An 11,348-nucleotide genomic window follows, 5' to 3' on the forward strand; every position below is an offset into this window, starting at 1 on the left:
TTAAAAACTTTCCTGTAGGTCCAATTCCATAGTGATAAAATCTGTTTGTGCGCTCGCTTTAAATTCTTGAGCGTCGTTTTTCAAAGAAAGGGTAAACGGCACATTTCGCACCGTTAATACTTCATTGGCTTTCACACTTTCAATCAAGTTAGAGCTAAGTTTTAATGTTGTCTCTCCTTGTGCATTACTATTGGCATCCTCGCGAACCTGATACACCTTTGTATGGCCTGCAAAGCGAATGACATCACCCGCCTTAGCAATACCATTAATACTTGGCGTATAACCTTGAATCAGAACTGTCTTAGCGCCCGCGTTCGTATTCGCTTTAACATTGGGTGAGCCTGTTGCAACACCTCTAGGCTCTGAGTAAATCGGTAAAGCCATCGAGAAAGAATTAAAAGAACCTTCAAGGGCGGTTATAAATCCCCACAATTCGCGGTGCTGTGATTGGTTAAGCGGGATTGTTTTTAAGCGCACCTCAAAACGATGCGCGGGGATTCTTCCGACATGTCGCCGAAAACTCTTTGATTCGGTGCTGATTGTGGGGGCCTGACTGGTCAGCGTAACACCGCTAATGCCAATCAAGTTTGGAAATGTAGACATTGTTTAAAATCCTTTTTGTTTATTTCTATTTATAGTGCTGTGCCTTCTTCGGCCATTGCTTCACTAACAAGATGATGAATCAGAGCGCGGTTGTTAATTAATAATTCTTCAACACCGTTTGCGTCCGTTGCGTTAATGTTGAAGTTGAGCGTCTTATCACCGCTTACGGGCCTTGAAGCTTTTAGTGCTTCATGACTGGTAATGTTTCCGCTAGTTGTTGGTGTGAACAATTCCGGCCCACGTTCACCAACTAGATATGATTGATTTGACCCCACAGGACCACCGTTAGCCCGCTGTCCTTTGATGCCTGCAATGTTCGCGGCCATCTCTGCCGTTGCCATAGCAATAAAAGGAATGTTTAAGGGAGGCGGCGCGGAACTCGCGGCCAACTGAATGCCTTGAAAACCCGTTACAATCGCTTCTTTTAATTTAATGGCTTTTTGAGCAAGAAAGATTTTCTTTGAGTTCTTAATCTTTAATGCCGCCAATCGGTCTAAAAAGCCTTTCTCTTTGTTAAAGCACTCGTTCCGCTTCTGGTCGTCACAGCCGTCGCCACAAGCCCCTTTTTTATCATCCTCCTTATTATCCTTGTTGCTTTCGCCTTCTTCCAGTTGAACCGCTGATACGGCATAAGGGTTTTGCTTGCTGAGTTCATCAAGTGCCGCATCGGCAACCAGCTTTGCTTTTTCGGTTGATTTTCTTGCGACTTCCTCAGTCCATGTTACAAACTGTTCATCAAGCGGGTTTAATAACTTTTCTTGTAGGTCTTCATTAAGTTGTTTTGATTGGATATCAAAGCTTTCAACCATACCATCTAAAAAGCCTGTCCCTATGTCTGTATCGAGTGCGCTATTGATCCATTTGATGCTATCCGCGATACCTTCAAGCATTCCCTTTAAGGCGTCATTTGCAGCCACTTTTAAACTTGACCATAACAAAGACAAACCGTGTAAAGATTTAGCTAATAGCTCAACACCATCAAAAACGACCTTAAGACCTCTTGATGCAACGTTTGCGAAGTTCCCTGATTCTTTAGCAGTGTTAAAAAAGCGCGTTGCTAAATCGTCAACGTAAGGCGCGAGAGCCACTGTGATTTTATTCCCGAAACCCTCAGTTACTTGCGACGCTCGCCACATCGCATCATTAGCCGCCTCAACTTTCGCAGCGTCTAAACGGTTTAAAGTAATTCCTAGTTTCTTTGCTTCTTCTTGTGCTGCTGTTAAAGCTTGAGCGCCGCCTTTCATTGTATTAAGAAGCGCTGAACCTTTCTGGCCGAAAATTTCAAAGGTGATTGTGTTGCGTTCGGTTTGAGACTCTACCTTTTGCATAGCATCTGCAACCGCTTTGAACTGTTCGTCAGCGCCAAGTTTTGCTAAGTCTTTAGCTTGCAAACCCAGTTTATCAAAGTTTCTTACCGCCGCACCCACGCCTTGAGCCGCTTGCCCAATGTTCGCTTGCAACTTAACTAATGAACGGTCAAGCACTCCCGTATCTGTTCCGGTCAAAGCGGCGGCATGCCTTAACCCCATAAGGGATTCTGTTGATACACCTAGTTGATCCGCAAACTTAGCCAGTTGATCAATGGTATCCGCTTGCTTATTGTAAAGCGCGGTTAATCCTGCAACACCCGCTGCACCCAACGCCGCAAATCCTTTTGCGACACTGTTGAAATGTTTACGGGCTTTCTTTAAATATCTTCCTGCTTGCTTTGAAAACTCTTTTATACGGTCTTGGCCTTTTTTAAGAGCCGTTACGAGTTGCGCAGAGTTTGCCTTTAAAGCCAGCGTTAGTGTGCCTATAACGTTTTTCATATTCCTTTACTTCTCCCATAGGCTAATCGCGCGTTCTTCCTCTCCTTGTGCGCTGTTATCTTTTATTTCTATGTTGTGATAGCCCATCCAATAGATAAGCGTGTCTATAGGCATTTCTGCCAGTTTATACGGGTCTCTCTCCCCGAGTCGGTCCGCTAACATAAACAGAAAGCCGACTAAGGGAGAGTTAATTAGTTTTTTCTCGCTTGTTCCACTTCGACCGCTTGAGGTAAATTAAACTCAATGATTTTCTCGGCGGCTTCTTGTAATTCAAACGGGTCGTAAATCTCAGTTAAGACTTCCGCTTTTTCTGCCTTCAATACCACCTTGCCGTTTTCATCAATAACCGATTGCTTTATCAATTCAGCATTGGCATCTATCATGATTTTGAAATCGGCCTCGCCGTCTGCAAAGCTCAAGTATCGAATAAGCTTCTTAGCGGGAAGCTTTCTAACAAAGTACTTTCGCCCCAAGATATCCAGAGACTTCTTTTTCGCTTTCACTGGATTTAGTAAATTGTGTTTCGTTCCCATTATGCTGACTTACTCCATGTAATATCATTCTGGCGAGCTAGCACTGAAATTTTCATAGCGCTGTTATCCCCTGAGCTAACATCTTGCATCTTCCAGCCTGCAAGCGTCAGGCTTTTTGTTTCTGCAACCCGTCCACTGGGAAAAGTGATTTTGCAACGCACGTTAGAACCTTTTTCAGCTTCGTCGAGAAACTTCTTAAAATCGGCGTCACCTGCGTTATCAATAAATACCAGTTCCTTTTCGGGTGCGTCCGGTCGGTCAGCTACATATTTCTTTGTTTTATCCACTAGGGTTGTTACTTCCACAAACGTACCCGTTTGACCCACCTCACCCAGTGAATCAATGTTAGGTAGCTTTATAAATGTGTCCGGTGTTGCGGGGTCTTCAAATTCGAAAATTGTACCCGCTGGTACTTTGGCGTATTTTGTAACGTCATCCATTGCCATCTATGTTTATGTCCTTATTTGATGGATTAAAATTAAATCGAGAGAGATGTTTATTAACTCCCCGTTGTTGTAAAAACTTTCTCGGCGGTTCTCTACATGTCCTTTTTGTATCTCTACGCCGTTTATATTTCCTCTGAAACGCTCAAAGGTGTTTGCGATTAGCTTACTAGTGTTTCGAGTTACTATAAAATCCTGGCCCCAGATATCGACTTGCCAGCGCTGTGTTATCACATGGCCTCTTTGTTCACTCACTAAGAAGTAAATTAAACAGGGGCCTTTATCCTCTGGCCGTTTGAACGGATACGCCTTTAAGCCTGTGAGCATTTCTAAATATTCCTTTAGATTACTTTCCATTTTTCTTGTTTATCTTTTCAAGTGCCTTTCTGATCTCTTGTGTAAAAATCGATATCACCAGACTGGCGTTATTATCAAGCGCGGGTCTTAAGAAGGGCTTAGCGCTCTGCCTCTCGGTTCCAAACTCCTGAGCAATCGCTTTATGGTTATGTGCTTTGTGAGGGAATACCGTCACGCTCAAAGCGGTTTTTGTAGAGCGACGACCCGCAACGCGAGCAGACATTTTGATATCATCGCGCATGTGTTTACTTGTCGATAAAGGGTCGAAGCCTGCGCCGTTTATCACGTCCTCTCTAACAGGTTTCATCGCTTTTCTTCCTGCTGCACGTAAGGCTTTAGCGCTTGCTTTTGCTTCGACTTCCAACAAAGCCTTTTCTATCTCCTTTAGCCCCTCAACGTTAAAATCCATTTTCAAAATTTACTCTCTCACCTCCATAGTGATATTAAGAAGGAGCGGGTTATTTAAATGCTCAATTTTCGTTAACTCTCCTTTATGAGTTCTATGTGATACATTAAGGCCCGCTATAATCCTTGAGTCTTTTCGTACACGAAAGAGCTTTGTTAATATGGTGTTGTCTCGGCTCTCTGAATGTGTAAGCTGTGTTGACTCGTTTAAAAGCTCGCCTCTTATGGTCCCTAACACCACCTCTGAATCAATAACCTGTCCGTGGTCGTTGCGCGTGGTGGCTGTCGAGTAAAGCGTGATACTTTCTCTTAACTTCCCTGTTTGCATTCTTTAACCTACTGATTGTATTTTGTAAGGCGATAGCAATGCCTCAAAAGCGAGTGGCACGTTTTTAATGGTTAACGTGTTGGTAGCTTCTCGATTGTTATAAAAATGTCCTACGAGCAAAAGCACAGCGTGCTTGATGGTCTCGGGAAACTTCTCAAGAGTCAGTCCGGTTGCTTTCTGTAAAGCATCAAGTTTCAGTTCATAACCTAAATAACTTTCTACATGTTGAGTCGCGCTTAATCCGTAACTCATGATTAACGTGTCATCCTCAGTAAAGTTATTATCAATGATTAGGTGCTTTTTGATGTCTTCGAGTGTCACTAGGCTTTGAGCGGATAGATTGCTCAAGCTCATTTATTCAACCTCCGAATCTTCCGCATCTTCATTCTTTTCAGATTCATCGAACTCGATGATGGTTTTTTTACTTTGTTTTCCTTTGAAGGGTTTTGCATAGTCGGCCTTTATAAGTCGTTCTGCTTCCTTTGCATTCATTTCAATCTCATCGCCTTGACTTCTCGGTGTAACACCAGACATCGGCACAAGCATGGTTACGATTTTTCGTGTCATTCTTATCATTCCTTGATAAAGAAAAGGGGACTTGAAGCCCCCTTAGAGTTTTTTGATTAGATTCTTTATGCAGCCATCTGTAAAGTTTTGATGGCCGCAGTATCTAATAGATTGGCATCGGTTCGCATGATGGCTAAGAAGCCCACTTGATCATAGTCGGCGTAACGTTCGGTTAATCGCTTAACTCGAATACCACGCACATCACGGATTAAGTATTGACTTAAATCGCCATACGCCGCGACTTTCTTCGCATTCCCGATTGCATCAATACCTTGATCAACAACGTATCTATCACCGTCAATCGTGGAAGCGTTTGCACTTGCAATACCTGGCATCCACAAGGGGCGGTTATTCCCATCTGTAAGTAACTTTGCAGCTTCAAGAACAGAATCGGCAAACGCCCAACGCGCACCCAAACGATAAGCAGGATCAACGCTGTGTTTCAGTTTAATAAAATCACGCCATGTTAACGCAGTCGCAGAAGGAGCCGTGTAACCCACAGGCGCGGCCACCATTAAACCTTTAGGCTGCTTTGTGCCTGTTCCTTTGGCAAAGTGGATAGCCTGAGCGCGTCCAATACGCATACCCATACGGCGACCGATAAAGCTTTCAAGATTAATTGCAGAATCCTGTAACAGCGCCTCAGACACTCGAATGATTTTAGAGCTATAGGCGTAGGCGTTAATATCTACCTCGCCGAATACGGTATCACCATCATTGTGCTGGGTGTTCTCGTCGATGATTTCACCGATTTCGTTAGTACCGTCATTTGTTGGGAAAGGAAGACGATTACCGTTAGAAGTCGTTAAGACAGTCGCAGCGCTACGAATACCGCCAAATGCTTTCATGGTTTCGATAATGCGGTTGCCAAACTCGTCAGGCGCTAAATAACCACCCTCGGATTGAGTGCCGACAGACTGCGCTCGCATTTCTCGCAGCAAGTTACGCTCATCACTTTCAAGCGCGCTGAGTCCATGACGTAAGAATTTATCAAAAGCAGCGTTTAACGCCGTTTCTTTGTCTTCATTTTCTTTATTACGTTGCTCGCCAGTTGGCAAAGGATTGGTTACCTTACTTTCTTCGGCTTCTAGGAGAGCGGCCCTTTCTTCAGTTTCAATCCGTTGGTCATAGTCGGTGATATCACCAGACATTTTTTCCCACTGTTCACGCTCGTCGGCGGTAAAGCCTCGCTTTTCATCCTTGGCTTTTTTGTTCAGTGCAACCATATTAGCGGCCAGCTTAGAGCGTTTTTCTTTCAGTTTTGCTAAATAACTCAATTAAATATCCTTTTATAAATTAAAAATTAGAGACCTAGTAAATAAAGTTCTCGGTCTCTTTGTTCCGTTTCAGTTTTAAGTTGCTCGGCGTCGTTCTTTTGAATCGTGTTGCTTTCCTTAGCTTCATCTAAAGAACGTTTTGCCGATGTTGTATCGGTGTATGCGGGGTAAGTGACGGGGGACACATCAAGCAATGAGCGAACCTTTTTAATCGTCCTTACTATTCGCCCCTCGTCATCTTCGCGCCAGTCGTCATCCTCGACGGTAAACGCAAATGAGCTTTGCGAAATATCACCACGCGCCATAGGCTCAAGCACTAAATCACGTACTGTCTGAGTGTCAGGCGGTGTGATTTCATAATGCAATCCAGTTTCATCGACACTCAGTTTCAAAGTGCCTGACTGAGAGCGACCTAGTACAAAGTTTTGATCATGATTGAATAGCGCTCTGACATCGTTCGCTAACACTTCGTTAAATGCGTCTGGTTCGATTTGTTCTCTGAATCCTCCTAGATTCTCAGAGAGCGAATTAAAAACCGCCGCATAACCTGTGATAGTGGTTTGTCCGTCATCGCCTTTATTGGCTCTTACTTCTCCGTTATGGCTTCTTGTCTCCGTTTTCGTCGTCATCTTCCTTTGTTTCTTCCTTGTCGTTATCTTCTTCCTCTTCCTGTGGTTCTTCTTCGGGTTCCTCTCTCGTTTCCTCCTTGCTTTGTTCTTCCAATAGTGCGGGTGTTGTCATGTTGAGCGGTACAAGAGGTTCGTCTAGTGACTCTATTGGGTTAAGGTCTTCAAGTTCGCGGGCTTCATTCCTTGTTAGCCAACCGTCTTTGATTCCCTTGCCGTAATAGTCAGCCCTGTCCTTGGGTGTACCTCTAAGAAGCGCATTCAAATTAAACTTAACAAATAAGCGTCCTTTCTCACTCGGTAAGAATAACTTTCTATTTATCTCTTGTTCCCAAGCTGTAACCCAAGGTTGCACAGTCTGTTGCACCCAGAAAATATTAAGCTCTGTAATGTTGCTGAACGTGGCCTTTTCCAAGTCATTAATCATGTGCGCGGGTACTCCAAATATTCCCGCAATCTCTGAGCGTCCTAGCTTTCGAGTTTGCAAATATTGAGCGTCTTCTGGCGGTATCGTAAGTTGTTTATACTCAATGTTTCCCTCAAGCACCGCTGTACCCAGTTGACCATCGCTTCCGTGTGCTTTCTTCCATGCACTGGCAAGATTGCTTGCGGCTTTGCTTCCTTTCCCTAGCTGGTCTTTCATAATCAAAACACCAGAGGGTCGCGCGTTGTTCTTAAACAAACGTGAGCCAAATCGTTGAGCAGCGATGGTTAAACCAATCGATTCAGCGTTCTGTTTAATCGGTGAGATTCCTTTCACACCATCCCAACCTAACGCGGGTATATGTAGAATATCTTGCGCGGGTACATCGAAATACTCTGTACCAACCAGCGTTCTATAAATCAGCTCACCGTTATTTTTAACTATGGGTTCGGTTTCCCAAGGATTAAGCGGTAAGAGGTTTAAGGGCCTTCCGCTAGCCGCTCTTTCGATGTAACTATAAGCGTTCCCCCAGCCTGCCGCATGAGCTGTACTTTGTAATCGCCAAAAATAAGCGGTCATTCTCATGTTCGGCTCAAGGTTTAAGATGTTTTTAAGCGGGTGCTTAGGTTTTACGTTAATACCTTCCTTGGTTTTCTCTCCGACTTCTACGGGTAGCATCGCCAGTGTTTTACTAATGACATTAATACACGTATACACCGCAGAGAGTCGTAAAGCATTCGCCTCGTTTACAGAAACACCAGAAGCGCTTTCGTTTCCTCCTAAGTCTTCTAGGGCCATGCTAGTTAGTGGTTTATCTGGGTTTTCAGCGTTCCTTTTTTCAAATAAATAGGTAAGCATGTTTTATCTTTTAAAAATGTTCAAGGACGCCGCACACGTTAAACTTGTCAATATTGTGCCAATGGTTAACAGTGTCGCGGGCAATCCAAAAAGTAAGTAAATACCGGACGCTATAAAACTAAGCCCCAGTAAAAACAGTAAGTCTATTAAGTTGTTTCTCATAAAATTAACACCTCGTAATCGTCATCTTCATAAGGGTTATATGCGACATCATTAAGAAGAGCGCGCGAAAGTGCGGTAAACAACGCGACAGGTCCATCTATTTTGTTGTCTCTGTGTTCCTTCCTTGGGAAAACATTGCCGTTTCTGTCTTCCTGACATGTCACATTTGAAATCATCCAATCCATACATTGGTTAACTTCTTTTGCAATACGGCCTGAATAAGTCAGCGCCTCACATTCTTTCATCGCTTCAGATAAGTTTTTAACGGATTGATGAACTTCCACCATTGGGACACCCTCGGCGAGCAATTCCGTTGCTAACTGCGTAGCGTTCCAAGGGTCAAAACAAACCGCTTGAACGTTGAAAGACAAGCCCCATTCTCGAATCGTATCTTTCACGGCTTCATGGTCTATGACGTTTCCCTCGGTTAACTCCAAATAACCTAAGTCGCACCATGTTTGATAGAGATTCGCGATTGTTTGCGTTTTGGTGATTATGGTTTCTTCCGGTAGAAAGAACTTACATTTGAAAGCGTAGTTCTCGCCATTCCGAAAAAGTGCAATGAGTGCGGTGATATCAAGCTTTGATGACAAATCTAAACCAATCCAGCAAGGCCAGGACGAATGAGTAACTTTAAACTCTGGAAGCTCCGCCCACTTTTCAGCGTTCATCCATGCGCTTGCGGCATTCACCCAGATATTCAAGTGCTTTGTTAGAAAGTTATTTCTCGCAGTGGGCATCTCCTTTGCCTTCTTCGCGAGCCTTCTCATGTCATCCCATTTTTTAGACTTGCCCAAGTTCGGGTTAGCCTTCATCCACACGGATTCATCGCGCCAATCATCATCCTCGTCTAGTGTGAATATCGCAGCGAAAAACGAATCATCATCAACAACACCGCGTAAGACTTTCATTGCGTACTCGCGCAACTCATAACACACGCCTAGCTTGTTAAAGCCTGCTGTTGTTATCACGAAAATTAACGGCTGCTCTCGCGCGCCTGTGGCGGTTTCGATAACATCGTAAACATCCCGCTTTTGGTGGGCGTGTAGTTCGTCAATAATGCCACAATGAACGTTCAATCCGTCGAGTGTATTTGCATCTGCTGATAACGGTTCGAACTTAGAGCCGCTTGCAAGATGGTGTATGTTTCGTTGGTGAACACCAAAAAGCTTTGATAAGGCTTTCGATTTTTTTACCATCTGCTGAGCATCGTTAAATACAATCCGCGCTTGGTCTCGGGTTGTAGCAGCGCTGTAAACTTCTGCACCGCCCTCATTATCTAGGGCAGTCATGTACAGACCTATGCCACTTGATAAAGTCGATTTACTGTTCTTCCTTGCAACCTCGTTATAAGCGATTTTAAAGCGCCTTAAGCGTGTTTCTTTGTGTACCCAACCAAAGAGATTACCCACAATAAAACCTTGCCACGGCTCAACCTCAATCGGCTGTCCGGCAAGTTTACCTTTAACGTGTTGAGTAAAGAGCGGATAGAAGTCTAAGTGTTCTTTCGCTTTTGATTGGTCCCATTCATAAGGGTAATTAGGTTCGAGCTTTGAGCGCATTAAATCATTGAGAAATCTTTTACAGGCTAAGCGCATAGGCTCGCCTTGAACAATTTCACCGCTGACTGATTTTTCTGCGTATTCGATGATATCTTTCGGTGTTAAAAAGTAAGGTCCATTACTAATATTTCACTCCTTGTTATTACAATCCTTTATTTTTTAAATAGTCGTCAAGCGGGTCCGTTCCGCTATCAATGTCTTGCACCGTACTAACTTTACTCCTAGCCGCTGGCGTAGCACCGAACTCCCTAAGTAATGTTAGGATCTGGTCACGAGTTTTATTTAACTGAGGTGCTACAGGATTGAGCTTTTGAACCGTAAACCCGCCCGTTGCTACATGATCAACCAACATTCCTTTTTCTTTTATGATGGCTTTTAAATCTCGGTAGTCACTCATTAGCTCGCAAAACATAGCAAGCGCGGGAGCATCTAACACCGTCAATAAGTTACAGGCGTTAAACTCTCGCGCTAATGAAAGAAAGTCTCTTTTCTGGTCCTCTTCAAGATAGTCTGGAGGACTAGCACCACGGGCGGGTTTTGGTTCGTTGGGGTTTGTTCGGTCTGGTCTTGCAGTTCCCTCTAGTTCCTTGAGGGCTGTTGGTTTCTTTGGGCGTCCTGCCATTGTTTAAAATTTTCCTCCGGTAGTAATATATCAATAGTTGTCTTTATAACTCCTTTATCACTAACCCACAGCTTTTTAACGCACAACTTCCATATATGGAAAACGTTGTTAATGGGTATACGACTCATGAACTTATTTGGTAATTGTCCTAAGCATGTCACTTGCTCAAACTTAACAGGTTTACTCGCTTTTATTAAGCCATATACAGGATATTGATTGGTTATACGCTTATCTGTGTCATTCATTTTAGGACCACAAAACAAGTTGACTACTTTTGCATTCTTTAAGCACTCTATAGGAATGCTACTATCTAGCGTGCGGCTATCAAGTATTAGGTCTTGAAAAAGGGGGATATAGTTTTGGGGCGTTTTCGATTGAAAACTCAGCTCATACGACATTGACTGTTTAGGGCAAAATTAATTTAAGTAAAGTCTAACTTTCTGAATACGTCAAATCATACAGGCATCTCAAGTAGCTAATATTTCTATCGTCGTATTATCTCCTTTGTCTAAAAAATGGCGTCGTCCTTCACGCCTAAAATACACACTATGCTAGGTGTGTTTCTACATGAACTTGTTTTGCTCTTGTCAAGTCTTTTGACTAAAAAACATTCTCTCATTTTGACGGTGTGAAAATAACACTGGGCGGCGGTCTGAGCCACTTTTAGCGCTAGCTAATTGATACCCCTTACCCCCTGAGAAAGTCCCTCAGAGGGGCTTAGAGACACCTTAGAGATCATTCTAAATACCTACACACGCCTTGCATTGTTT

At 43.6% G+C, this 11,348-nt stretch carries 12 protein-coding genes; all 12 read right to left on the reverse strand.

Going from position 1 to position 11,348, the window contains the following annotated elements; all coding sequences use genetic code 11:
• The 12 genes from NH399_RS22820 to NH399_RS22875 all read right to left on the reverse strand — a co-directional run bounded on the left by NH399_RS22820 (nucleotide 1) and on the right by NH399_RS22875 (nucleotide 10,578).
• A complete protein-coding gene (locus tag NH399_RS22820) occupies nucleotides 1-603 on the reverse strand; it encodes a hypothetical protein (protein ID WP_253043530.1) in 603 nt (200 codons plus the stop codon).
• 29 nt (nucleotides 604-632) lie between these two features.
• Nucleotides 633-2,414, reverse strand: coding sequence for a hypothetical protein (locus NH399_RS22825; protein ID WP_253043531.1), 1,782 nt, complete (start codon nucleotides 2,412-2,414; stop codon nucleotides 633-635).
• A gap of 191 nt (nucleotides 2,415-2,605) precedes the next feature.
• Entirely contained in the window at nucleotides 2,606-2,947 is a 342-nt protein-coding gene (locus tag NH399_RS22830) for a hypothetical protein (protein ID WP_253043533.1), read from the reverse strand.
• Entirely contained in the window at nucleotides 2,947-3,393 is a 447-nt protein-coding gene (locus NH399_RS22835; protein WP_253043534.1) for a hypothetical protein, read from the reverse strand. The genes NH399_RS22830 and NH399_RS22835 overlap by 1 nt, the downstream gene beginning before the upstream one ends.
• Before the next feature lie 343 nt (nucleotides 3,394-3,736).
• The gene (locus NH399_RS22840; protein ID WP_253043551.1) at nucleotides 3,737-4,156 is read right to left on the reverse strand and encodes an HK97-gp10 family putative phage morphogenesis protein; all 420 of its coding nucleotides are present in this window, start codon (nucleotides 4,154-4,156) and stop codon (nucleotides 3,737-3,739) included.
• 327 nt (nucleotides 4,157-4,483) lie between these two features.
• Nucleotides 4,484-4,834, reverse strand: coding sequence for a head-tail connector protein (locus NH399_RS22845; protein WP_253043536.1), 351 nt, complete (start codon nucleotides 4,832-4,834; stop codon nucleotides 4,484-4,486).
• Nucleotides 4,835-5,047: a hypothetical protein gene (locus NH399_RS22850; RefSeq protein ID WP_253043538.1), complete on the reverse strand. Its 213-nt coding sequence runs from the start codon at nucleotides 5,045-5,047 to the stop codon at nucleotides 4,835-4,837.
• A 65-nt stretch (nucleotides 5,048-5,112) separates the two neighbouring features.
• Nucleotides 5,113-6,324 carry a phage major capsid protein gene (locus NH399_RS22855; protein WP_253043540.1) on the reverse strand — a complete coding sequence of 404 codons (1,212 nt, stop codon included), beginning with the start codon at nucleotides 6,322-6,324 and terminating at the stop codon, nucleotides 5,113-5,115.
• Nucleotides 6,325-6,350: 26 nt separating this feature from the next.
• Entirely contained in the window at nucleotides 6,351-6,953 is a 603-nt protein-coding gene (locus NH399_RS22860) for an HK97 family phage prohead protease (protein ID WP_253043541.1), read from the reverse strand.
• Nucleotides 6,922-8,232, reverse strand: coding sequence for a phage portal protein (locus NH399_RS22865; protein ID WP_253043542.1), 1,311 nt, complete (start codon nucleotides 8,230-8,232; stop codon nucleotides 6,922-6,924). Before NH399_RS22865 ends, NH399_RS22860 begins: the two co-directional genes overlap by 32 nt.
• 158 nt (nucleotides 8,233-8,390) lie before the next feature.
• Nucleotides 8,391-9,992: a terminase large subunit gene (locus tag NH399_RS22870; RefSeq protein ID WP_253043543.1), complete on the reverse strand. Its 1,602-nt coding sequence runs from the start codon at nucleotides 9,990-9,992 to the stop codon at nucleotides 8,391-8,393.
• Between the two features lie 106 nt (nucleotides 9,993-10,098).
• Entirely contained in the window at nucleotides 10,099-10,578 is a 480-nt protein-coding gene (locus tag NH399_RS22875) for a phage terminase small subunit P27 family (protein ID WP_253043545.1), read from the reverse strand.
• Nucleotides 10,579-11,348 lie beyond the last annotated feature (770 nt).

It is taken from the genome of Pleionea sp. CnH1-48 (assembly GCF_024124665.1).
Classification (GTDB): Bacteria; Pseudomonadota; Gammaproteobacteria; order Enterobacterales; family Kangiellaceae; genus JAMXSB01.